Source organism: Streptomyces sp. NPDC050548, from assembly GCF_044457385.1.
Lineage (GTDB): Bacteria > Actinomycetota > Actinomycetes > Streptomycetales > Streptomycetaceae > Streptomyces.
This window is the reverse complement of record NZ_JBITGV010000004.1, coordinates 91,197-113,272: the sequence shown is the minus strand read 5'-3', so window position 1 is coordinate 113,272 and position 22,076 is coordinate 91,197. Positions and strand designations below refer to the sequence as shown.

Annotated in this window: 21 protein-coding genes; 17 read left to right on the top strand and 4 right to left on the bottom strand. The window is 70.5% G+C overall.

Translation table 11 applies throughout. From position 1 onward, the window contains the following. Positions 1-12: 12 nt before the first annotated feature. The 4 genes from phzG (at position 13) to ACIBJH_RS13680 (ending at position 4,797) form a co-directional block, all read left to right on the top strand. Positions 13-660, top strand: coding sequence for a phenazine biosynthesis FMN-dependent oxidase PhzG (phzG, locus tag ACIBJH_RS13695; RefSeq protein WP_399117037.1), 648 nt, complete (start codon positions 13-15; stop codon positions 658-660). A gap of 110 nt (positions 661-770) precedes the next feature. Continuing rightward, a complete protein-coding gene (locus tag ACIBJH_RS13690) occupies positions 771-1,871 on the top strand; it encodes a phenazine antibiotic biosynthesis protein (protein ID WP_399117036.1) in 1,101 nt (366 codons plus the stop codon). Next, positions 1,871-3,298: an aldehyde dehydrogenase family protein gene (locus ACIBJH_RS13685; RefSeq protein WP_399117035.1), complete on the top strand. Its 1,428-nt coding sequence runs from the start codon at positions 1,871-1,873 to the stop codon at positions 3,296-3,298. The genes ACIBJH_RS13690 and ACIBJH_RS13685 overlap by 1 nt, the downstream gene beginning before the upstream one ends. Beyond that, positions 3,283-4,797 carry a GMC family oxidoreductase gene (locus ACIBJH_RS13680; RefSeq protein WP_399117034.1) on the top strand — a complete coding sequence of 505 codons (1,515 nt, stop codon included), beginning with the start codon at positions 3,283-3,285 and terminating at the stop codon, positions 4,795-4,797. The genes ACIBJH_RS13685 and ACIBJH_RS13680 overlap by 16 nt, the downstream gene beginning before the upstream one ends. 65 nt (positions 4,798-4,862) lie before the next feature. Here the strand turns inward: ACIBJH_RS13680 and ACIBJH_RS13675 are convergent, their stop codons facing one another. After that, positions 4,863-5,885, bottom strand: a complete 1,023-nt coding sequence (locus ACIBJH_RS13675) for an Lrp/AsnC family transcriptional regulator (RefSeq protein WP_399117033.1) — start codon at positions 5,883-5,885, stop codon at positions 4,863-4,865. A gap of 631 nt (positions 5,886-6,516) precedes the next feature. On the opposite strand from ACIBJH_RS13675, the gene ACIBJH_RS13670 reads away from it, so the two are divergent. Next, the gene (locus tag ACIBJH_RS13670) at positions 6,517-7,677 is read left to right on the top strand and encodes a M20/M25/M40 family metallo-hydrolase (RefSeq protein WP_399117032.1); all 1,161 of its coding nucleotides are present in this window, start codon (positions 6,517-6,519) and stop codon (positions 7,675-7,677) included. Positions 7,678-7,691: 14 nt separating this feature from the next. Here the strand turns inward: ACIBJH_RS13670 and ACIBJH_RS13665 are convergent, their stop codons facing one another. Next, on the bottom strand, positions 7,692-8,423 hold the full coding sequence (locus tag ACIBJH_RS13665) for a TetR/AcrR family transcriptional regulator (protein ID WP_399117031.1): 732 nt from the start codon (positions 8,421-8,423) through the stop codon (positions 7,692-7,694). A gap of 173 nt (positions 8,424-8,596) precedes the next feature. On the opposite strand from ACIBJH_RS13665, the gene ACIBJH_RS13660 reads away from it, so the two are divergent. From ACIBJH_RS13660 to ACIBJH_RS13635, 6 genes are read left to right on the top strand one after another with little or no spacing between them, the layout of a single operon-like run. Then, the gene (locus tag ACIBJH_RS13660) at positions 8,597-10,309 is read left to right on the top strand and encodes an ABC transporter substrate-binding protein (protein ID WP_399117030.1); all 1,713 of its coding nucleotides are present in this window, start codon (positions 8,597-8,599) and stop codon (positions 10,307-10,309) included. 31 nt (positions 10,310-10,340) lie between these two features. After that, positions 10,341-11,309 carry an ABC transporter permease gene (locus tag ACIBJH_RS13655; protein ID WP_399117029.1) on the top strand — a complete coding sequence of 323 codons (969 nt, stop codon included), beginning with the start codon at positions 10,341-10,343 and terminating at the stop codon, positions 11,307-11,309. Beyond that, positions 11,306-12,205 carry an ABC transporter permease gene (locus ACIBJH_RS13650; protein ID WP_399117028.1) on the top strand — a complete coding sequence of 300 codons (900 nt, stop codon included), beginning with the start codon at positions 11,306-11,308 and terminating at the stop codon, positions 12,203-12,205. The genes ACIBJH_RS13655 and ACIBJH_RS13650 overlap by 4 nt, the downstream gene beginning before the upstream one ends. Further along, on the top strand, positions 12,205-13,218 hold the full coding sequence (locus tag ACIBJH_RS13645) for an ABC transporter ATP-binding protein (protein ID WP_399117027.1): 1,014 nt from the start codon (positions 12,205-12,207) through the stop codon (positions 13,216-13,218). Before ACIBJH_RS13650 ends, ACIBJH_RS13645 begins: the two co-directional genes overlap by 1 nt. Continuing rightward, the gene (locus ACIBJH_RS13640) at positions 13,215-14,228 is read left to right on the top strand and encodes an ABC transporter ATP-binding protein (protein WP_399117026.1); all 1,014 of its coding nucleotides are present in this window, start codon (positions 13,215-13,217) and stop codon (positions 14,226-14,228) included. The genes ACIBJH_RS13645 and ACIBJH_RS13640 overlap by 4 nt, the downstream gene beginning before the upstream one ends. Further along, the gene (locus ACIBJH_RS13635; protein WP_399117025.1) at positions 14,225-16,078 is read left to right on the top strand and encodes an alpha/beta hydrolase family protein; all 1,854 of its coding nucleotides are present in this window, start codon (positions 14,225-14,227) and stop codon (positions 16,076-16,078) included. Before ACIBJH_RS13640 ends, ACIBJH_RS13635 begins: the two co-directional genes overlap by 4 nt. Here the strand turns inward: ACIBJH_RS13635 and ACIBJH_RS13630 are convergent. Beyond that, positions 16,063-16,965, bottom strand: coding sequence for an alpha/beta fold hydrolase (locus ACIBJH_RS13630; protein WP_399117024.1), 903 nt, complete (start codon positions 16,963-16,965; stop codon positions 16,063-16,065). The genes ACIBJH_RS13635 and ACIBJH_RS13630 overlap by 16 nt on opposite strands. A gap of 106 nt (positions 16,966-17,071) precedes the next feature. Between ACIBJH_RS13630 and ACIBJH_RS13625 the strand changes: the two genes are divergently transcribed. From ACIBJH_RS13625 to ACIBJH_RS13600, 6 genes are all read left to right on the top strand, one after another. Further along, positions 17,072-17,992, top strand: coding sequence for a LysR family transcriptional regulator (locus tag ACIBJH_RS13625; RefSeq protein ID WP_399117023.1), 921 nt, complete (start codon positions 17,072-17,074; stop codon positions 17,990-17,992). Positions 17,993-18,071: 79 nt separating this feature from the next. Beyond that, positions 18,072-19,127: a tartrate dehydrogenase gene (locus ACIBJH_RS13620; RefSeq protein WP_399117366.1), complete on the top strand. Its 1,056-nt coding sequence runs from the start codon at positions 18,072-18,074 to the stop codon at positions 19,125-19,127. A 91-nt stretch (positions 19,128-19,218) separates the two neighbouring features. Continuing rightward, positions 19,219-19,554 (top strand): hypothetical protein, encoded by a 336-nt coding sequence (locus ACIBJH_RS13615; RefSeq protein WP_399117022.1) that lies wholly within the window; start codon positions 19,219-19,221, stop codon positions 19,552-19,554. Between the two features lie 52 nt (positions 19,555-19,606). Continuing rightward, positions 19,607-20,092: a hypothetical protein gene (locus ACIBJH_RS13610; RefSeq protein WP_399117021.1), complete on the top strand. Its 486-nt coding sequence runs from the start codon at positions 19,607-19,609 to the stop codon at positions 20,090-20,092. Next, a complete protein-coding gene (locus ACIBJH_RS13605; RefSeq protein WP_399117365.1) occupies positions 19,981-21,048 on the top strand; it encodes an ABC transporter substrate-binding protein in 1,068 nt (355 codons plus the stop codon). The genes ACIBJH_RS13610 and ACIBJH_RS13605 overlap by 112 nt, the downstream gene beginning before the upstream one ends. Before the next feature lie 21 nt (positions 21,049-21,069). Beyond that, complete coding sequence (locus ACIBJH_RS13600; RefSeq protein ID WP_399117020.1) at positions 21,070-21,294, top strand: hypothetical protein; 225 nt, start codon at positions 21,070-21,072, stop codon at positions 21,292-21,294. On the opposite strand, the gene ACIBJH_RS13595 is transcribed toward ACIBJH_RS13600, so the two are convergent. Further along, a complete protein-coding gene (locus ACIBJH_RS13595; RefSeq protein ID WP_399117019.1) occupies positions 21,291-22,004 on the bottom strand; it encodes a hypothetical protein in 714 nt (237 codons plus the stop codon). The two genes, ACIBJH_RS13600 and ACIBJH_RS13595, sit on opposite strands and share 4 nt — an antisense overlap. Positions 22,005-22,076: the final 72 nt, after the last annotated feature.

Here is a 22,076-nt window from a genome sequence, read left to right as displayed (position 1 = left end):
GGGGAGCCTTTCATGGACGCAAGTGAATTCGAGTCCCTCAGCGGAAAGGTCGACCTCCCTTTCCCCGAGTACGACGAGCCGCCGTCGGAACCTCTCCACCTGGTACGGAGCTGGATTTCCGAGGCACGGGAAGTCGGAGTCCGCGAGCCCACCGCGCTGGCGCTGGCCACCGCGGACTCCCACGGCCGCGCCTCCAACCGGGTGGTCGCCATCACCGAGGTCACCGACCTCGGCCTGGTGTTCACCAGCCACAGCTGCAGCCAGAAGGGACGCGAACTCGCCGCTACGGGATGGGCGTCGGGCCTGCTGTACTGGAGGGAGACCGGTCAGCAGATCATTCTCTCCGGTCCCGTCGTGCTCCTGTCCGACGCCGAGTCGGACGCCCTGTGGTCCGCGCGGGCGATTCCGTTGCACGCCATGTCGACGGTCACCCGGCAGAGTGAGCCACTGGAGGACCTGGCGGATGTCGAGGCCCTGCGCGCCAGGGCACGCGGCCTGGAACTGACCGGGGAGCCCCAGCCCCGGCCGGAGTTCTTCGTCGGCTACCGGCTGCGGCCCGCCGTCGTCGAATTCTGGAGCGCGAGCTCGGACCGGCTGCACCGCAGACTGCGCTACGACCGCGACTCGCTTGAGTGGCGTACGAGCCGGCTGCAGCCGTAGTCCCCGGAGCTTTCGACAAATCCTTCTTCCGGCACTCACCGCCTTTCACCGCTCGGGCGGCATCGCCGTAATGCCCGAATACACCTGACCCTTTCCATGGGGGAGAGACAATGCCTTTTACCGCAGAAGAGATCCTGGATCTTCCGTTCGACGTCCAGCCCGATCCGGACGAATTCATCCGCGCCGCCATGGAGTGGCACTTCAATCCCGAGACCGGCTGCAGGTTCTGGCTGGACCGGGCCGCCACGCTCGGCTTCGATCCGCGAGCCGATGTGAAGTCGTACGAGGACCTCCGGCTCTTCCCGAACCTGGCCGCGGAGCTTCGTGACGTCCGTGGCGAGGACCTGATTCCCGGGGGATACGGAAATCGGCCCGACGTGATCGGGTTCTTCGAGAGCGGCGGCACCACCGGCGCCCCGAAGCGGGTCGTCCTGATGCGGGACTGGCTCGACCGCATGGTGAGCTGGAGCAACGCGAACCTGGACCGGCACGGTGTGCCGCGCGGCGGGAACTGGCTGGGAATCATCCCGACCGGGCCGCACGTCGTGGGAACCCTGTTCCGGCAGCACGCCGTGACGCACGGCCGCCACGGCTTCACGATCGACCTCGATCCGCGCTGGGTGAAACGGCTCATCGCCGAGGGCCAGTTCGGGCAGGTCGACGCCTACGGCCAACACCTCATCGACCAGGCCGCCGACGTCCTGCGGACACAGGACATCGGCCTGCTCACCATCACGCCCCCGCTGCTGGAACGGCTGGCCAGGGACGAGAAGCTGGTCGCCCTGGTGAACGAGCGGGTGAAGTGCATCAGGTGGGGAGGCACTCAGATGGACGCCGACTCCCGGCACCTCTTCAAGACCGAGGTGTTCCCCGAGGTCGCGCTGTGCGGCGAGTACGGAAGCACGATGATCATCGGGGTCGCGGGCGAGCGTGCCGGCATCTCCGCCGACGGGCCGTGTGTCTTCGACTCGTTCTCCCCCTACGTGACCTTCACGGTCGTCGATCCGAAGGGCCTCGATCCGGTGCCCTACGGAGAGCGGGGCCGGGTGCTGGTCAACCACGTCAGCAAGTCCTTCCTGCTGCCCAGCAACCTGGAACGTGACCTCGCCACCCGGATTCCACAGGTGAACGGCCTGGTCGGGGACTCGGTCGCCGACATCTCCACGGTCGCGGTCTTCGAGGACGAGGACGTCATCGAAGGGGTGTACTGATGATCGACCTGCCCGCACTCGGTGCGACGGGCGCCTACCGCGCCAGGAACACCCAGACGATCACCGACGTGGCAGGCACCGCCCTCGCGGAGCTGAGCCTCGTGCCGCCCTTGTACGTCAACCGCACCATGGCGGCGCTGCGCCGGAGCGGCATCATGCCGGCCGACGAACGGGCCGACGCGATGATCCGTGCGGCCACGCTCTTCGCGACCGGGACGATCGACGGCCTGACCGCCGAGGAGTACCAGCACGCTGTCAGCAGGGTCGGCGGCGTCCCGATCTCCTCCGTCGTCGCGGCGACCACGACGGTCGCCGAGCGGGTGGCGAAGGCTCATGCGAGCGTCCAGTACGCGCTCCCACGGGGGGCGGTCGACAACTGGCGCGATCCGCTGACGCGGACCGGGCGTTCGGTGTGGACGCGGCGCGGAGACGTGTTCGCCGTGCACGCCGCGGGCAACCACCCCGGCACCCACAGCATCTGGCCGGAGGCACTGGCGCTGGGCTACCGCGTCGCGGTCCGCCCGTCGAGCCGCGATCCCTTCACCCCGCACCGGCTCGTGTCGGCGCTGCGGAGCGCGGGATTCGCCGACGACCAGGTGGTGCTCCTGCCCACCGACCACGCCGGTGCCGACGCCATTCTGCGCGGCGCCGACCTGGGGATGGTGTACGGCGGCGAGGAGGTGACCCGCAAGTACGGCGAGGCCGCGACGGTGCTGCCGCAGGGGCCGGGCCGGTCGAAGATCCTCATCACGGCCGACGTGGACTGGCGCGACCACCTGGACGTGATCGTCGCCTCCGTGAGCGGCCACGGCGGGACCGGATGCGTGAACACGACAGCCGTCTTCGTCGAGGGCGACCCGGCTCCACTCGCCGAGGCGGTCGCCGCGCGATTGTCCGCCGCGACCCCCTTGCCGCCCGAGGACGACAAGGCCGTACTGCCCGTGCAGCCGGTCGCGGTCGCCAGGGCGATCGAGACGTACCTGCTGAAGAAGGCGGCGGGCGCCCGGCCCTGGCTCGGCGGCGACGGCGTCGTGGGCGAACTCGGGGACGGGAGCGCCGCGTTGCTGCCGGCCGTCTTCCAACTCGACGATCCGGCCGCTCCGCAGGCGGGTGTGGAACTGCCGTTCCCCTGTGTGTGGATCGCGCCGTGGACACCCGAGGCCGGTACGGACCCGCTGAAGAACACGCTCGTACTCAACGCGATGACCCACGACGCCCGGCTCGTCGACCGCCTGCTCGACGAACCGACCATCAGCAACCTGTACCTGGGCAGCCTGCACACCTACTGGATGGATCCCTCGGTACCGCACGACGGCTACCTCGCCGACTTCCTCATGCGGAACAAGGGCGTCATCCGGAACGGACTCCCCGTGCCGGTCCCCCACTCCGACGAGATCGAAAGGGTCCTACCGTGTCCCACTCCGTAGCACCGGCCGACGTACTGATCGTCGGCGGCGGGTCGGCCGGCGCGGTGCTCGCCGCGCGCCTGAGCGAGAACCCCGCCCGGCGCGTCGTACTGCTCGAAGCCGGGCCGGACTACGGCCCCACCCGGTTCCCCGCCGCGCTGCTCGACGCCAACCGGATAGCCGATCTCGATCACGACTGGGGATACACCGCACGGGGCGGGCGGCTGAGCCCCGAGATCGCCGCTCTGCGCGGCAAGGTGATCGGCGGGAGTTCCGCCGTCAACGCCGGTGCCGCCCTCCGCGCCCGCGCCCGCGACTTCGCCCGCTGGGCCGAGAACGGGCTCGACGACTGGAGCTTCGCCGACGTCCTGCCGTACTTCCGCGCCCTGGAGAACACCCCCACCGGCCCGGACGAGTTTCACGGGCGGAGCGGGCCGATGCCCGTGCGCCAACTGGCCGACTCCGAGCTGACCCCCGCGCATCGTGCCTTCATCGACGCCGCGGTCGCCCGTGGCCACAAGCGGATCACCGACTTCAACGGCACCGAGCAGGACGGCGTCGGAGCCTTCGCGGTCAACGTCCTCGACGGGATCCGGCAGAACACCGCACTGGTCCACCTCACCCCTGAGGTGCGCGCTCGCCCGAATCTCACCGTGCGCGGTGACGTCACCGTCGACCGGATCCTGTTCCGCGGCGGCAGCGCGACCGGAGTGGTCACCGCCGACGGGGTCCTGCACGATGCCGACGAGGTGATCCTCTCCGCCGGGACCTACGGAAGCGCGGCGATCCTGCTGCGCTCCGGCATCGGCCCCGCCGGCGAGCTGGCGTCGCTCGGCATCGAGCCCCTCGCCGACCTGCCCGTCGGACAACATCTGCAGGACCACCCCTTCTGCCCCGCGGTCTACGCACTAGCCCCGGGGCGAGGGGAGATGGCTCCGGCCCTCGGCGCACTGCTGTGGACCGCCTCCAGCGAGGCCGCGGACGGTGAACTCGACCTGAACGTCGTCGCCGTGCATCCAGGCGGGGCTCCGTTCATGCCCGCCGGCGGCGTCATCGCCCTTTCCACGGCTCTCGTACTCCCCGAGGCGCAGGGCACGGTACGCCTAACCGGCCGCGATCCGCTGGCCCAGCCCCTGATCGACCACAACTACCTCGGCACCGAGCGCGACCGCCGGCGCATGCTCGAAGGCGTACGGATCGCCCGCGATCTGGCCCGTGACCCGGCCCTCGCGCCGTCGCTCGCCGGACTCCTGATGCCGCGGGAACTGCCCGACGACGCCGAGGAGTTGACGCGGGTGATCGAATCCGGCCTCTCCGTCTACGGCCACCCCACGTCCACCGCCCCCATGGGCGCCGCCGACTCGCCTCAGGCCGTCGTCGACTCCCGCGGAGCCGTGCACGGACTCGCCGCCCTGCGGGTCGTGGACGCCTCGATCATCCCGTACGTGCCCTCCAGCGTCACCAACCTCACCACGATCATGATCGCCGAACGCATCGCCGACCTCGTCTACAACCGGTGACAGCCATCGGCTACCGATGAACCCTGGCTGAACTCGGCGGAGTTCAGCCAGGCTCAGAACCCGCGTCAGGCCGAATCGCTGCGTCGGGGGCTGCTGTGCAGGAACGGACTGCAGGACTTGAGGGTCCTCTGGACAGGACTTGTCTCGATCATGCGGATGGAGTCCAGCGCGCTGAGACTGTCGGCCAGATAGTCATGCAGTTCGCTGGGACTCTTGCACAGGACCAGGGCCACCAGGTTGGTCGGGCCGGTGGTGGAGGCCAGGAAGGCCATTTCCTTGTGCTGGATCAGGGTGTTCGCCACCTGGTTCAGGTGCGCGGGGGCGACGGACATCCACAACAGGGCCTGTGTGGTGATGCCGTACACCTCCGCACTGATCTCGACGTCGAAGGTGAGCATGCCGCTGGCCTGCAAAGCGGCGAGTCGGCGCGTGATGGTCGAGGAGGACTGACCGGTCTCGGCGGCGAGATCCGTGTAGCTGATACGGCCGTTGTTCTGCAGCGCGGCCAGCAGGTGCCAGTCCGCCTGGGTCAGGGATGAGCGCACCTTGGGCTCGTCGGCGTCGTCCGCCGGGTCGAGTGCCCGGCGCAGTTGTTCCTGCTGCTCTTTGGTGAGAGCGCTGGTGTGGCCCTGCCATGCGGTGGGACCGCCGAGATAGTTGTGCAGCAGGCGGTGCGCCGACACCTCGGCGATATTGGCCACCCGGGGAATTTCGCGGAACAGCAGCGTATGGTGCGCCGCGGAATTCATGACGAAGCATATTTCAGTTCCCCCGGACACCAGTCGCACCCAGGTGGTGTCGTCCCGCCGAGCCAGGCTGTAGGCGACACTCTGGGCGGTGTTCGGGCTCGCCGTGAGCCGCAGAATCCACTTACCGGCCGACGCCTGCCGCGGGTTCGCCACCCCGACAACGCGAAGCGACAATTCGCTGCTCAACCGCCCGTAGCGACGGGCGACTGTTTGTGTGGAGACGCCCAGAACCTCGGCGATCCGACTGAATGGCGCCCGGCCGTCGATACGCAGGGCATGAATGATACAGTGGTCCAATTCATCTATTGTGGTGACCACTGGCTCGGAAAAATCGCCCACTGGCCGCCTAGGGCCATGGACGCTCAGCACGGTTTGCTCAGCAAGGTTTGCGGCACCAGTTTCCCCCGATAGCCTGGGACAGGACCTTGTCAATGGACTTGACTGTCGGCGACAGCGTTTTTCTTCACCGGAGCCCCGGCGAATTCCGTTCCACGGTGGTGGTCAGCCAGTTCTCGTGATCGGTCATGCTCTGCCGGGCCTGGCGCGCGGACATGGAGTCCGCAATCGTGGTCTGAGGGGTATGTGCGCGGTGTCACCGGCCTGCCGGCCTCGGACGCGAGACTCGGCGACCTGACATTCCGAGCGGTCCAGACCGAACGTTTCGGCAATCTCGCGCGCAGCCGCTGCCACTACACCAGCCCCCCGACCAGCTCCTGAACCACTACGGACCACAACCATCACCACGATATGGATATGGATTAAGAGGAGTTCGCCGGGTTCCTGACATTTTGCCAGGGTTTGGTCGGCAGAATCCACTAGGTCCAGTCTTCGGACGAGTGTACACAGGTTCTAGCTCCCCGTGGGTCCGGCGCGAGCATCTGCCGGTGACGGCAGCGGCCCGGTCGGGGGACTGGGCGCCTCCCGCCGCGAAAGATAGCAACGCATATTGACTATCTCCTAGACTAGAAGCATGGTGATGCTCCCTACCGTCATCGACCGGAAGGAAGCCGCCTTGTCCCTCAGTTCCGGCTCCACTCCCCCCGAGCGCTTCACCCGGCGTCTTGGGCAACTGGTGGACATCGAGACGCCGTCGGGTTGGGACCGAGGGCTGAACGATGTCCATGACCTGCTCGCGTCCTGGGCGGGCAGCGCGCTGGGGCGGCCCGAGCGGGTCGTCTCCGACGGGGTGCCGCATCTGTACTGGCGCGGCGCCGATCCCGCCGTACCGAAGAGCCGCCGGGTCCTGCTGCTCGGGCACGCCGACACGGTGTGGCCGCTCGGCACCCTGGCGGACAACCCGTTCGAAGTGTCAGGGGCGCGGGCGACCGGGCCCGGAGTCTTCGACATGAAGGCCGGGCTCGTGCTCGCGTTCGAGGCGCTCGCGCTGGCCGGCGATGTCCCGCACGTCAGCATGGTGGTGTCCGGTGACGAGGAGCGCGGGTCGATCACCTCGCGCGCGCTCGTCGAGGAGGCCGCGGCGGCCTGCGGCGCCGTTCTGGTGCTGGAGCCCAGTGAGGGCGGCGCCCTCAAGACCGCGCGCAAGGGCGTCGGGCAGTACCGCCTCGGTGTGAGCGGCCGGGCCGCGCACGCCGGACTCGAACCCCACAAGGGTGTCAACGCGCTGATCGAGCTGGCCCACCAGGTGCTGACGATCAGCGAGTTGGCCGACCGTGAGCGCGGGACCACCGTCACGCCCACGGTGGGCAGCGCCGGCACCACCACCAACACCGTTCCGGAGCGGGCGTTCGTCGAAGTCGACGTACGGGCCTGGGAGCGCGGCGAACTGGACCGCGTGGAACGGGAGTTGCGGGGCCTGCGCGCCCGCGAGCCCGGCGCCGAACTCGCGTTCCTGAGCAGCGTCAGCCGTGGTCCGCTGGAGCGCGGGATGTCCGTCGACCTGTTTCGCTCCGCCCGCGCGGTCGCCGAACGGCTGGGACTCGCCCCGGTCACCGAGACCAGCGTCGGCGGCGGCTCGGACGGGAACATCACGGCGAGTCTCGGGGTGCCCACGCTGGACGGCCTGGGCCCGGACGGCGGTGGGGCGCACGCCCGCCACGAGTGGGTGGACCTCGCCTCCGTCCCGGACCGCGCCGCCCTCGTCGCCGGTCTCCTCGCCGATCTGGGAGCCTGAGGGCCTGGTCCCGCCTACCCCTCCGTCGCCCTGTCCCGCACCCTGGCCTCCACGGAGTCCAGCAGCATGTCGATCGCGTTGTCGAAGATCTTGGGATCGCCGATCGCCGTCAGCGGGGCCGTCAGTCCGGCGATCCTCGGGTAGGTGTCCGCCGGAAGGCGGCGGTACTCCAGTTCCCAGGCCAGGGTGTCCCGGTCGCGGGAGTCGGCGTCGAGGGCCTGGAGCCCGGCCTCCATGGCGGAGAGGGAGCGGATGACGTTGCCGAAGACCCGGACGAACGTCACCGCCTCCTCGTCGTCGAGACCGGCCCGCTGCAGACAGCCGAGGGCGAACTCCACATTGGCGAACTCGGTCGGCCGACGGGTCGTACGCGCCGCCATCTGCCAGGCGAACACGGGATACCGCATGTAGTGCTCGTGGATGTACCGGGCGTGCGTCCGCAGGTCCTCGCGCCAGGAGTCGGTGGCCTTGAGCCGGCCGCCGTAGGAGCGGGCCCGAAGGTCGTCGATCAGCTCCAGGATCAGCTCGTCCTTGTCGCGGAAGTGCCGGTAGAGCGAGGTCGGGTGGGCGTGCAGCTCCTTGGCGAGGGCCTGGAAGGTGAAGGCCTCCAGTCCGTCCCGGGTGGCGACCTTCTCGGCCGCGTCCAGGATCACCCGCCGGCTGAGCGTGTCCCGCGCCAGCCGCCGCCGGCCTCCGGTCCCGCTCGCCTGGGCACTCTTGCCGTCGCCCGTGCGCGCACCACTCATGCTCGTCCCTTCCCTCGGCTTCCGGGCCGCCGTCGCGACCCTATCGCCTGCACCAAAACGTTATTCACAGACCTGGGCAATGCGAACGCATAGTTACTAGCCTATGTCCATTGCTAAGTCTTGCGCAGCTCCCTACGATGAGCCCACGGCTTCGCCACGGAAGGTTTCCAGCCATGCCTCAACCGCTCACAGCGACCGTTCAGAGCCGGTTCCCGGCCAGACTCCCGGCGGCCGGCGCACTCCTCGCCGCACTGGCGCTGACCGCCACCGCATGCACCTCCGGGGCCCCGACCCCACAGGCCGACACCGCCACGAACCTGCCGGTCAGGCAGGGTGGCAGCCTGGTCATCGGAGCCGAGCAGGAGCCCGACTGCGCCGACTGGATCGGCACCTGCGGCGCCTCCATCTGGGGCACGTACCTGATGCAGACCCAGACCGTCCCACAGGTCTTCAACGTCCGTCTCAAGGGCGGAAACTGGACACCGGTCGCCTCGAACCTGATGGCCTCCGAACCGACCACGAAGCTGGTCGGGAACCAGCAGCAGATCACCTACAGGCTCAACCCGAAGGCCGTCTGGTCCGACGGGAAACCGATCACCTCCGCCGACCTGAAGTACACCGCTCTCCAGGTCCGCGACGGCAAGGCGATCTTCGACAAGAGCGGCTACGACCGCATCACGTCGATCGACACCCCGGACGCCACCACCGCCGTCGTGACCCTCAAGTCCCCCTACGGCAACTGGAAGCAGCTCTTCGGCGCCGGCTACGGAGTACTGCCCTCTCATCTCCTCCAGGGCAAGGACCGTGACGCCGTCATGAAGGACGGCTACTCCTTCAGCGGCGGCCCCTGGAAGATCGCGTCCTGGAAGAAGGGCGTCTCCGTCACCCTCGTCCCCAACTCCCGCTACTGGGGCCCCAAACCGCACCTGGACAAGGTCACCTTCCAGTTCGCCTCGGACACCTCGGCGGCCATCCAGGCCTTCGCCGGCGGAACCTTCGACGCCCTCTACCCCACCCCGCAGCTCACCACCGTCGACCAGATCAAGACCCTGGGCAGCGCCGCCCACATGCAGGTGCAGTCACAGACCGGCAACCTCCAGGCCCTGTGGCTCAACAACGCGAAGTTCCCCTTCGACTCGGCCGCCGTCCGCAAGGCCTTCGCCTACTCGGTCGACCGCGCGGCCATCGTCAAGCGCCTGTTCGGCTCCTACGGCCTCACCACTCCCGCGCAGAGCTTCCTGTCGCCGCTGCTCTCCCGCTACGGCGCCGACGACTTCTCCGGCTACCAGCCCGACGCGGCCAAGGCGGCAGAGTTGATGAAGGCCGACGGGTGGACGAAGAACGGCAGCGGCTACTGGGCGAAGAACGGCAAGGAGGCCGCGTTCACCGTCACCTCCCTCGCCGGCAACCAGAGCCGTGAACTGACCGAACAGATCCTCCAGGCCCAGCTCGGCAAGGCCGGGTTCCGGGTGACGATCAAGAACTCCACGCCCGCGAACATCTTCGGCAAGCTCGCCCCCGCCGGCGACTTCCAGCTGGGCCTGTGGAACCTGACCGACTCCTTCCCCAACCCCACCCTGTCCGCCACGTTCAGCAGTACGGCCATCCCGAGCGCGGCCAACGACCAGTCCGGCATCAACTTCATGCGCATCCGCGTCGCGGGCCTGGACCCGGTCCTGGAGCGGGTGGACACGGAACTGGACGAGAGCGCCCGGGTCGCCGAGTCCCACAAGGCGGAGAAACTCATCGCCGACGACGTGCCCTCCCTGCCGCTGGCCGCCGTGCCGAACATCCTGGTCACCGGCGCGCGCGTCGGCGGGCCGCTCTCCATCAACCCGGTGGAGGGCCCCTGGTGGAACCTCGCGGAATGGGGCCTGACGAAATGACACGCCTCCGCCCACCCCGCAGGGGCCTGCCATGACCCGCTACGCCCTGCGCCGTCTGCTGGCCTCCGTGCCCGTGGTGTGCGTCGCCTCGTTCATCCTCTTCTGGGCGGTGCGGGCGGCCTTCGACCCGCTGGCGAAACTGCGCCAGTCGGTCGACCCCACGGCACTGCACCGGGAGACGGTCCGCCTCGGGCTCGACCGCAGCCTGCCCGAGCAGTACCTGCTGTGGGTCAAGGGCTTCGTCCAGGGCGACTGGGGCATCAGCACCCGTACCGGCGGTGCCGTGCTGCCGATGGTCGGCGACGCCCTCGGCACCACGCTCCAGCTGATCCTGTGGGGCGTCGCCCTCGCGGTCGTGCTGGCGCTGGCGATCGGCCTGTACTCGGCGGCCCGCCAGTACACCGTGGGCGACCACGTCCTGACCGGCCTGTCCTACCTCGGTGTCGCCATGCCGGCGTTCTGGTTCGGCCTGGTCCTCATCCAGCTGCTCGCGGTCTGGCCCAAGCAGCAGTTCGGCCTGCCGGATCCGCCGCTGTACTTCGTGGGCCTGCACTCGGTCGGCCACAGCGGGCTCGACCTCGACTACCTGCGCCATCTGGTGCTGCCCGTGATCACGCTCACCGTCGGGCTCGTCGCGTCCTGGTCCCGGTTCGGCCGCGCCACCCTCCTGGAGGCGCTGTCCAGCGACTACGTCCGCACCGCCCGCGCCAAGGGCGTCCCCCGCCACCGCATCCTGCTGCGGCACGCCCTGCGCAACGCGCTCGCGCCCTTCGTCACCGTCGTCGCCATGGACGCCGCCGCCCTGGTGGGCGGGCTCGTGGTGACCGAGCAGATCTTCTCGATCCCCGGCATGGGCAAGCTGTTCCTCGCCTCGCTGGAGACCGGGGACGTCTTCGTCCTGCTGCCCTGGATGCTCGTCGTGGCCGTCGCCGTCATCCTCTTCAACCTGCTGGCCGACCTGTCCTACGCCCTCCTCGATCCCCGGGTGGCCCTGCGATGACCCAGCCCACCACCACGCTCCTGGCTCCCCCGCCGCCCGTCGTCCCCGGCGACCCGGGCACCGCCCGTGTCGTCCTGTCCCGCTTCCTGCGCCATCGCCTCGCGGTCGCCTCGCTGGTCCTGTTGCTCCTGCTGGCGGTCTGCTGCTTCGGCGCCGGCTGGATCGCGCCCTACCCGCGCAACGCCCAGGACCTCCTCGCGGCCTCCCAACCACCGTCCGGCGCCCACTGGTTGGGCACCGATTCCCTGGGCCGCGACTACCTCAGCGAGATGCTCTACGCCGGTCAGCTCTCCCTGGCGATCGGCCTCGGCGTCGCCCTGCTGGCCACCCTGGTGGGCACGGCGGCCGGCGCGGTGGCCGGATATCTCGGCGGCTGGCCCGACGAGGTGATCATGCGGGTGGCCGACCTGTTCCTGATCGTGCCCCCGGTCGCCGTCCTCGCGGTGTCCCTGCAGGGCCTCGGCCCCTCGCCGCTGACCATCGTGGTGGTGCTGAGCAGCCTGGGCTGGACCCTGATCGCCCGGGTCGTCCGGTCCCGGGTGATCCAGCTGCGCCACCAGGAGTTCGTCGAGGCGGCCCGCGTCATCGGCGCCTCCGGCCCCAGGATCGTCGTACGACACCTGCTGCCCAATCTGACCGGCCTGATCGTGGTCAACGTGTCCCTGTCGGTGGCCACGGCGATCATCCTCGAATCCACCGTCAGCTTCCTCGGCTACGGCGTCCAGCCGCCCAAGTCGAGCTGGGGCAACATGCTCACCCAGGCCACCGGGCTGATCGGCACCTCACAGGCCTATCTCCTCTACGTCCCCGGTCTGGCGATCCTCGTCACCGTGCTCGCCGTGAACTTCCTCGGCGACGGGCTGCGCGACGCGCTCGACCCCCAAGGCAGGCAGTGATGAGACCCGTCACCGAAGACATCGGCGCTACGGCGGCCCCGCTGCTGTCGGTCCGCGGTCTGAGCGTCAGCTACCGCACCGACGCCGGTCCCGTGGCCGCCCTCGACCGGCTCTCCTTCGACCTGCACGCCGGGGAGACGCTGAGCATTGTCGGCGAATCGGGCTCCGGGAAGAGCGCCGCTTCCCTGGCGGTGATGGGACTGCTGCCGCGCAACGCCACGGCCTCGGGCTCGGTGCGGTTCCGCGGCCGGGAGCTGCTGTCCCTGTCCGACCGGGAGTTGAGGACCGTACGCGGCCGGCGCATCGCCATGGTCTTCCAGGACGCGCTGGCCGCGCTGAACCCGATGATGACGGTGGGCGCCCAGCTCGCCGAGGCGGTGAGCGTGCACGATCCGTCCGTGTCCCGTGCCGCCCTGCGGGAGCGGGCCGTCGACCTGCTCGACCTGGTGGGCATCCCCGACGCCCGGACCCGGGCGGGCCAGTACCCGCACGAGCTGTCGGGCGGTATGCGCCAGCGCGTGATGATCGCCACCGGTATCGCCAACGAACCGGACGTCCTCATCGCCGACGAGCCGACCACCGCGCTCGACGTGACCGTGCAGGCGCAGGTCCTCGACGTCCTGGCGCGCGTCCAGGAGCGTACGAAGTCCGCGATCCTGCTGATCACCCACGACCTGGGCGTGGTGGCGGGCCTCGCCGACCGCGTCCTGGTCCTGTACTGCGGGCGGAAGATGGAGGAGGCCCCGGTCGAGCCCCTCTTCTACCAGCCGGCCCACCCCTACACGCGCGGGCTGCTCGCCGCGCTGCCGAGGATCGACCGCAGCACCCGGCGACTCGCCCAGATCGCCGGCCAGTTGCCCTCGCCGAACGAGCGCCCTCCGGGCTGTCCCTTCCAGAACCGCTGCCCGCACGCCGACGAACGGTGCGCCGAGAGCCCCCCGCCGGTCCCGGTCGGCGAAGGGCACACGGCCGCCTGTGTGCGGGCGCACGAGATCGCGAGCGTGACGTCATGACCGCACCGGCACTGACCGTCGAGGGGCTGGTGGCCGAGTACACCACCGGCCGGCGCGGACGGCACGCGGGGACCGTGCGGGCCGTCTCCGGGGTCGACCTCGTCATCCCGCGCGGCACCACCCTGGGCCTGGTCGGCGAGACCGGCTGCGGCAAGAGCACCCTGGGCCGCTGTCTGGTCCGGCTGACCGACCCGGCAGCCGGGCGGATCATGCTGTTCGACACGGACGTGACGGCGGCCGGGCGACGGGAGTTGGCGGCCGTACGACGTCGGATCCAGTTCGTGTTCCAGGACCCGTACGCCTCCCTCAACCCGAAGCTCACCGTGCACGCGGCGCTTGCCGAGCCGCTGCGGATCCACGGGCTGCACCGGGGCCGGGAGAGCGAACGGGTGCGGGAACTCCTGGAGTTGGTGGGTCTGGACCCCGGGCACGCGCACCGGCATCCGCACCAGTTCTCCGGCGGTCAGCGGCAGCGCATCGGCGTCGCCCGCGCGCTCGCCGTGGAACCGGAGGTGCTGGTCCTCGACGAACCGGTCAGCGCGCTGGACGTCAGTGTGCAGGCCGGGGTGATCAACCTGCTGGAGGACCTTCAGCAGGAGCTGGGCCTGACCTATCTGTTCGTGGCGCACGACCTGTCCGTGGTCCGGCAGATCAGCGACCGGGTCGCGGTCATGTACCTCGGGCGGATCGTCGAACAGGGGCCCGTGGACGCGCTGTTCACCCGCCCACGCCACCCCTACACCCAGGCCCTGCTGTCCGCCGTACCCATCCCCGATCCGCGGCTCCAGCGGGCACGGCGGCGGATCGTCCTGGACGGCGATCTGCCCAGCCCGCTGGCCCCGCCGTCCGGCTGCCGGTTCCGTACCCGCTGCTGGAAGGCGCGGGACGTGTGCGCCGAGGTCGCGCCCGCCCTCGTGGAGCAGGGCGACGATCTGCTGACCGCCTGTCACTTCCCCGACGATCCGCCCCCGGCAGCCCCGGACCGACCCAAGGAGGTCACCACACCATGAGCAGCGACTGGCAGCGGTTCTTCACCGCCGAACGACCCCATGCCGTACGGCGGGGGCGCGGTCCGGGCGACCGGTCCCTGATCGTCGTGGAGAGCGAGGACGGTCCCCGGCTGTCGCTGTGGGAGGCCGGGAGCGGTACGGTCCGGCCGCTGGGCGAGGTGACCTCCGGCGACCTCGTGCAGGCCGTTCTCACCTCGGACGGCGAGCAGATCCTCGCGCTGCACGACGACAACGGCTCCGAGGTCGGCCATGTGCACGCGACGGGCCTGGACGACGACAACAGCCGCGATCTCACCCCCGATCTGCCGCCCTACATCCTGCGCGGCATCGACGTGGCGGGGCGGGCGGACCGGGCCGTGATCACGTGCGCGGCGGAGGACGGTTTCAGCCTGTGGCTGCTGAGCACGGACGGTTCCGCCGCCCCCGAGCTGCTGTTCCGGTCCCCGCACGAGGCGTGGAACGGCCTGGTCTCGACGGACGGCACCCGTGCCTCCGTAGACACCACCGACCACAACCCCGGCGTCCGCAGATTCGCGGTCACGGTCGTCGACACCGCCACGGGAGAGGTGCTGGACTGCCTCTCCGACGGTCCGGACGCACCCGTGCGCGGAGTGCGGTACTCCCCCGTCCCGGGCGACGACCGGATCCTGGTCGCCACCGAACGCACCGGCTTCGCCCGCCCCTGCGTCTGGCATCCCGTACGCGGCACCCGGATCGACATCGACGCCCCTCAACTCCAGGGCGACCTGGTCCCGTTGGACTGGTCCGACGACGCCACCCGGATCCTGGCCGTGCATGTGGACGCTGGGATCCACAGGGTGATGGAGGCCGACCTGGAGTCGGGCACGCTCCGGCCGCTCGACCATCCGCCGGGCGCGTACTTCGAGCCGGACGTGGCGAACGCGCACCTGCACCTGTGGGCCTCGCACTACGGTCCTGGCAGCACCGTGCGCCTCCTGCACCAGCGCTCCGACTCCCCGCTCCGCGTGCTGCACGCCACCGGCCCGGACTCCCCTGCCGTCCCCGTGCTCTTCCCTCAACTCGACCTGGAAGGCGTGCCGTTCACGTCGAACCTGGTCCGCTCGACGGACGGCACGTACGTCCAACTGTGGTGGGCCAGACCGCGCCGCACCACGGGTCCCGGCCCCCTGGTCCTCCACCTGCACGGCGGCCCCAACATGGTGTCGGTCGACAGCTACGACCCCGCCGCCCAGGCCTGGCTGGACAACGGCGTGGCCTACGCCTCCCTGAACTACCGGGGTTCGGTCACCTTCGGGCGCCGCTTCCGCGAGGGCTTCATGCCGGCGATCGGCGACCGCGAACTGGAGGACATCGAGGCGGCGGTGCGATGGCTGGTCGCGGAGGGCGTGGCCGACCCGGACAAGGTGTTCGTCACGGGCGCGTCCTACGGCGGTTTCCTGACGCTCCTGTCCATGGGACGGCTGCCCGGACTCTTCGCCGGCGGGCTGGCGCACGTACCGATGGCGGACTGGCTGACGGGGTACGAGGACATGAACCCGGCGCTGCGCGCGGCATGGTCGTCGTTCTTCGGCGCGAAGCCGGAGGACGGCCTGGACCGTTTCGTACGGGCGTCGCCGATCACGTATGTGGCCGATGTACTGGGGCCGGTCTGGATCAACCAGGCCACGCACGACACGCGCACCCCGCCCAAGCAGGTCCGCCGCTACGAGGAGGCGCTGCGCGCGGCCGGCGGGGACGTGGTCGTGGACTGGTACAGCGGCGGCCACGAGACGACCGGCCGAGTCAAAGCACTGGCCGAACAGTCCAGGATGCTCGGCCTCGTCCGGGCCGCCCTGGCCCAACAGCCTTGGAGTCAGGGCACGTTGTGAGCCGTGAGGAAGGACCGGAGGTGGTCGAGGGTCGCCTCCGGGGCCTCTTCCGGGACGTAGTGGTCGCAGGGGAGGGCGGCGCCGGTGATGTTGTCGGCGTAGTCGGACCAGACGGCCGGGACGTCGTAGTGGCGGCCTACGAAGCTGTGCTCGCCCCAGAGGGTGAGCAGTGGCTGGGTGAGCCGGCGGCCGGCCGTCGCGTCCTCCTCGTCGTGGACGAGGTCGATCGAGCCGGCCGCGCGGTAGTCCTCGCAGGAGGCGTGGATCGCGGCCGGGTCGGAGAAGCAGCGCACGTACTCGGCCTGGGCGTCCGGGTCGAAGGGGGTGCCGCCGTGGTGCCGGGCGCCCATGCGGGACCGGATCCAGAACTCGGGGTCGCCGCCGATCAGGTGCTCGGGGATGCCGTTGCCCGCGGTCAGGAAGAACCAGTGGTAGTAGCCGCGCCCGAAGTCGGCGTCGGCGTGCAGATAGGCGTGCCGGGTCGGCACGATGTCCAGGACCGCGAGGGCGGAGACCGCCCGCGGATGGTCGAGTGTCAGGCGGTGGGCGACCCGGCCGCCCCGGTCGTGGCCGACCACCGCGAACCGCTCGAAGCCCAGTTCCCGCATGACCAGCAGCTGGTCGCCCGCCATCGCCCGCTTGGCGTACGGGGTGTGCGCGGCGTCGGACGGCGGTTTGTCGCTGTCGCCGTAGCCGCGCAGGTCGGTGAGGACGACCGTGTGGGTCTCGGCCAGTCGCGGGGCGATGTGGTGCCAGATGGCGTGGGTCTGGGGGTAGCCGTGCAGCAGCAGGACCGGCGGCCCCTGCCCGGCCGTACGCACGTTGATACGGACGCCGTCCGCGTCGACGGTGTGCCGGGCGAACGAGGCGAGCAGCGGACTCTTCATGGTCCGATCCCAGCAGGGCCCGGGCGGCCCGTCCAAGACCCGTGGCCGACAATGCATATAGGCACGGCCTATCGGCGGACAGGAGCGGGCACGGGAAGGCGGCACCATGGACGTCCGGCAGCTGGAGTACTTCCTCGCAGTCGTCGACCACGGCGGCTTCAACCGTGCGGCGACCGCGCTCTACCTCTCCCAGCCCTCGCTCTCCCAGGCGATCCGGACCCTGGAACGGGACCTGGGCAGTGAGCTGTTCCACCGGATCGGCCGCCGGGTCGTCCTCACGGAGGCCGGTACGGCGCTCATCGAACCGGCCCGGACCGCCGTCCGCGGCCTCGAACTCGCCCGGGCCAGCGTGGAGTCGGTGCACGGGCTGCGCACCGGCCGGGTGGAGATCGCGGCCATGCCGTCCCAGGCCGTCGCCCCGCTCACCGGGATGATCAGCCGTTTCCACCGGGCCCATCCGGAGGTGTCGGTTACCGTACGGGCCGCGTTCACGCCCCGGGACGTGACCGAGATGGTGCGCACGGGCGTGACGGAGCTGGGCCTGCTGGCCTCCCGCACCGCGCCCCCGGACACGGAGGTCCGCACCCACCCGCTCCCCGAGCAGCGGTTCGTGCTGCTCGCGCCTCCGGACGGGCCGTTCGCCCCGGGCACGACCGTGGTGGACCGGAAGGATCTCGCCGGGCAGCGGCTGATTGTCGGGCAGCAGGGCACCGGGATGCGCCGGTACGTCGACGACCTGATCGCCGAGGGTGTGAAGGTGACCCTCGCGGTCGAGACCGAGCACCGGGTGGCGATCCTGCCGCTGGTCCTGGCGGGCGCGGGCCTCGCCGTGGTCACCGACGCCTGGCGGGAGCTGGCCCGGCAGGCGGGCGTCCGGGTGCTGGACCTGGAGCCGCGTACCAGCCTGCGGGTGACGCTGGTCGCCCGGCACGGCGCGACGACCCCGGCGGCGGAGGCGTTCCTGCGCACGGCACTGACGGAGGACGACGGAACGGTCGTGGAACCGCCTGCACAGACCCCTTCATAAGCACTCCCTATAAGGCACATGGGCAGCCGGTCTTGGACGCGCCGGACGGACCGTTGCTGCAATCGCTCCCATGTCTCCCCTGAAGAAGCACCGCATCGCCCTGATCCCCGGCGACGGCATCGGCACCGAGGTCGTCCCCGCGGCCCGCCGGGTGCTGGACGCCGTCACCGCCCGCCACGGCATCGCGCTCTCCTACGACACCTTCGACTGGTCCTGCGAGCGTTTCCTCTCGGAGGGCTCGATGATGCCGTCCGACGGCCTGGACCAGATCCGCGGGCACGACGCGATCCTGCTCGGCGCGGTCGGCTACCCCGGGGTCCCGGACCATGTCTCGCTGTGGGGCCTGCTGATCCCCATCCGGCGCGGCTTCCAGCAGTATGTGAACCTGCGTCCGATCCGCGTCTTCGACGGCGTGCCCAGCCCGTTGCGCGAGGCCCGGCCGGGCGAGGTGGACTTCGTCGTCGTACGGGAGAACGTCGAGGGCGAGTACGGCGAGATCGGCGGGCGGCTGTACCGGGGTCTGCCGGAGGAGACGGCCGTGCAGGAGGCGGTGTTCACGCGCAAGGGCGTGACCCGGATCGTCGACTACGCCTTCGGGCTGGCCGTCGGCCGTTCCGGTCGGCTGACCTCGGCGACCAAGTCCAACGGGATCGTGCACACGATGCCCTTCTGGGACGAGCTCGTCGCCGAACGTGCCGCCCTGTACCCGGGGGTGGCGTGGGACCAGGAGCACATCGACGCACTGGCCGCGAAGTTCGTACTCGACCCCGGCCGCTTCGACGTCGTCGTCGCCTCGAACCTGTTCGGCGACGTCCTCAGCGACCTGGCGGCGGCGATCGCGGGCAGCATCGGCATCGCCCCGGCGGCCAACCTCAACCCCGAACGGGACTTCCCCTCCATGTTCGAGCCGGTGCACGGCTCGGCCCCGGACATCGCCGGGCGCGGCACGGCCAACCCGCTCGGCGCGATCTGGTCCGCCGCGATGATGCTGGACCACCTCGGCCACCCCGAGGCGGCCGGAACCGTCACCGACGCGATCGCCGTCCTCCTGTCCACGACCCGGCTGCGCACCCCGGACCTCGGCGGCACGGCGACCACGGCCGAGTTCACGGCGGGGCTGATCGATCTGCTGTGACGGGGACGGACTCCGCCGGGCTCGTAGTGCGCCAGTGGCATAGTCGCTACGCTCCCTGCGGGGGCAACTGGCTTGCGGATGGGGGAAGTTGATGGTGCATCAGAGACCGGTGCGATTATGGTGCGGTGTCCTGGCCACCGGGCTGTTGCCGGCCGGCTGTTCGGGAGTCGCGACCCCGCAGGCCGCCGGTTCCGAGGGCGCGACCACGAGCAGCGGCACGCGCTCCAGCCCCACCCCGACCCGCGGCGCCACCGGCCTGGACTTCACCGCCGATCCCGGCCGTACGCCGAAGACCGCCGCGGAGGCCGGACGTCTCGCCCGCGCCGTCGCCGCGGTACCCATCAACTGGGGCCCCGGTTACCTGAAACGCACCCCGTACGAGAGCACCCCCGGTGCCTGGCCCGTGCTCGACGCGATCTGCGTCTGAACTGCCCGCCGAGGACGGCAAGGGCCCGATCCGCGTCGCCGCCGTCGCCACCGTGCACCGCACCGTGAACGACGCCGACTGGGAGATGGCCGAGACCCTCGAAGAGGCCCTGCGCTGCCCCGGCCAGCAGCTCCGCCAGGGTGAGCGGATCACCGAACTGGCTTCCCAGGGCTCGGACTTCGGCGTCCTGGGCAACCTGATCGCCGAGGACATGCTCACCGAGAGCGGCAAGTACTACAGCGCCGAACTCGGCGGCCCGTACTTCTACAACTGGACGCAGAGCCGACTGGGCACAGTCACCGTCGCCGCCGTCGGCAAGGGCTCCGCGGGCCGGTCCTCGGCCGAGGTCGACGCCGCCATCCAGCAGGGTGCGGGCGCAGCGGCGGCGGCACGACGGGCGGACCGCTTCCCCGGTACGCCGTCGGGCTGCACGCCGACCTGTCGGGCACCGGCAAGGCGCTGGGCAGGGCACAGGAGCGGGGTGCGCGACTGGCCGTGGCGGACCTCAACTCCCGTGCCGACCGCGCCTTCGACCTGACGCTGACGGTGCGGGACGACGGCGGGCAGGCGAAGCGGGCGGAACAGATGGCCGCCGCATTCGTCGCGGACCGCACCGTGTACGCGGTCATCGGCCCGACCGGCGACGCCAGTTCGACCGAGGCCGTGGTCGCCCGCTACGAAACGGCGCTGCTGCCCCTCGTGACCGTCTCGTCCGGCACCGCCGCGTTCACCGCCCAGTTCGACCGGGTGTTCTTCCAGCTCAGGCCGGAAGAGGACACTCTGTCGACGGCCCTCGTCTACCACCTCACCCACCACGCGAAGAGCGTCCGGACGGCCGTGATCGACGACAGGGCGGCCGGCCGCTTCAGCTGGCAGATCGTCAAGGACCTCACCGCCTGGCCGCCGTCCGACGGCACGACCACCAGCCATCAAGTCCCGGCGGCCAGTGCGGACTTCGGCCCCGCGACCACCGCCGCAATGGCCACCGGTGCGCAGGCCGTGGTGTACGCCGGCGACTCGCCGCACCGGGGCGCCCGGTGCGCACTGGCGCTGCAACAGGCGGGTTTCAAGGGCACCCGCATGGCGACGGAACCCGTCCTGCAGAGCGGGTTCCTCACTGAGGCGGGCACGGCGGCCGAGGGCTGGCTGTTCGCCACGACCTATGTGGACCCGGCCCGACTGCCCGCCGCGGCACGGTTCGTGACGTCGTACCGGAAACGCTTCGGGATCCGCACCGTCGAACCCTTCGCCGTGGAGGCCTACGACGCCCTGCTCTTCGTCGCCCAGGGGCTGCGCGCGCTGGGCACGGCCGGGGTCGAACGGGGAGCCCTGGTGCACGGGCTCCGTGCGTCCACGTACAAGGGGCTGGCCAAGGCCATCCGCTTCGAGCCGTCGACCGACCGGTTCCACTGGGACGACGGCCTCTTCCTGTACCGCGTGGAGAACGGCGGCCCGCACTTCCTCGGCCGCTACGACAACGTCGGGCGGACCTGACCCGGCCTCGACGCGGATGCCGTGGCCGCCGGACTGCGGGCCGCGGTGCACACCTCGGGCGGGCAGGTCCTCACCAAGGAGCGGTGGGTGCGGGCGAGTTGCCCCGGGACGAACCGGACGCCGACCGGGGCCACCCGGTGGCAGGTGCTGCGGTTGGTGGGCGCCTGCGCGGTGCTCGCCGCGGTGTCGTCCGGAACCGGCGGGCGTCCGGGAGTGATCCTCCGGCCCGTGTGCGGCAGGCCCTAACTCGTATACACCTGGCCCTTTTTGGACACCTTGTAGTACTCGGGCTCCGTGAGATCGAGCTCGAACACCATGCCGTACCGCTTCCGGAGAGCGGCGACGGACTGGTCCTCGGGTTCGCGCAGGCAGCGGAGCACGGGCAGGTCGTCGGTGGGGCACGCGGCCGGTTCCTGGATCATCAGGCGAGGCTGACGGTCGTGTACCGGGTCCCACGACAGGGTGTGCCAGGGAGCGGACAACTCGGTCTCCTCGACGCCGCCGACGTGGTCGCGGTAGCGGTCGACGAAGGTCCCGTTGGCGTCGTGGGTGAACGGGATGCCGGAGCCGGTGCGATCGCCCGCGGTGAGTACGGCGTCGAGGACCGGGACGATCCGCGCGGGCTCGGCGCCGTAAAAGGCGGTGATCCGCATCGAGCAGCGGATCTTGTACGTGTCGTCACCGTTCGAGTCGAACAGCTGCTTTCCCTTTCCGCCCAGGCAGGTGTCGCGCACGACGAGCAGGCCGAGGGTGAGAGGAGTGTCGTCGGCATACGCGCGGACCACCCCCCGAAGGCGGCTCTCCGTCCTCTCTCTGGCCTGTAACGCCTGGGCGCTGCCCGCGAGTCGGCGGACTTCCTTCGGGCTCGTGGCGCGGCTCTGGGCCGAGCAGGCGGAGACGGCCAACACGGCGACGGTGGCGACTGCGCCCCACAGGGTCTTGCGCGTTCCGGTCACTCTCTCCCCTTGTTCGTGCCCCTCCCGCTGAGGCGCTCTCCACCACTGTTCAGCGGGAGGGGCAGGTCGTGC

What these genes read in the sequence shown, in the direction of transcription:
- ACIBJH_RS13660 (WP_399117030.1), top strand. Translation starts at nt 8,597, where the DNA reads ATGCCTCAACCGCTCACAGCGACCGTTCAGAGCCGGTTCCCGGCCAGA.
- ACIBJH_RS13670 (WP_399117032.1), top strand. Translation starts at nt 6,517, where the DNA reads ATGGTGATGCTCCCTACCGTCATCGACCGGAAGGAAGCCGCCTTGTCC.
- ACIBJH_RS13665 (WP_399117031.1), bottom strand. Translation starts at nt 8,423, where the DNA reads ATGAGTGGTGCGCGCACGGGCGACGGCAAGAGTGCCCAGGCGAGCGGG.
- ACIBJH_RS13615 (WP_399117022.1), top strand. Translation starts at nt 19,219, where the DNA reads ATGGTGCATCAGAGACCGGTGCGATTATGGTGCGGTGTCCTGGCCACC.
- ACIBJH_RS13645 (WP_399117027.1), top strand. Translation starts at nt 12,205, where the DNA reads ATGAGACCCGTCACCGAAGACATCGGCGCTACGGCGGCCCCGCTGCTG.
- ACIBJH_RS13690 (WP_399117036.1), top strand. Translation starts at nt 771, where the DNA reads ATGCCTTTTACCGCAGAAGAGATCCTGGATCTTCCGTTCGACGTCCAG.
- ACIBJH_RS13630 (WP_399117024.1), bottom strand. Translation starts at nt 16,965, where the DNA reads ATGAAGAGTCCGCTGCTCGCCTCGTTCGCCCGGCACACCGTCGACGCG.
- ACIBJH_RS13625 (WP_399117023.1), top strand. Translation starts at nt 17,072, where the DNA reads ATGGACGTCCGGCAGCTGGAGTACTTCCTCGCAGTCGTCGACCACGGC.
- ACIBJH_RS13685 (WP_399117035.1), top strand. Translation starts at nt 1,871, where the DNA reads ATGATCGACCTGCCCGCACTCGGTGCGACGGGCGCCTACCGCGCCAGG.
- ACIBJH_RS13640 (WP_399117026.1), top strand. Translation starts at nt 13,215, where the DNA reads ATGACCGCACCGGCACTGACCGTCGAGGGGCTGGTGGCCGAGTACACC.
- ACIBJH_RS13635 (WP_399117025.1), top strand. Translation starts at nt 14,225, where the DNA reads ATGAGCAGCGACTGGCAGCGGTTCTTCACCGCCGAACGACCCCATGCC.
- ACIBJH_RS13650 (WP_399117028.1), top strand. Translation starts at nt 11,306, where the DNA reads ATGACCCAGCCCACCACCACGCTCCTGGCTCCCCCGCCGCCCGTCGTC.
- ACIBJH_RS13655 (WP_399117029.1), top strand. Translation starts at nt 10,341, where the DNA reads ATGACCCGCTACGCCCTGCGCCGTCTGCTGGCCTCCGTGCCCGTGGTG.
- phzG (WP_399117037.1), top strand. Translation starts at nt 13, where the DNA reads ATGGACGCAAGTGAATTCGAGTCCCTCAGCGGAAAGGTCGACCTCCCT.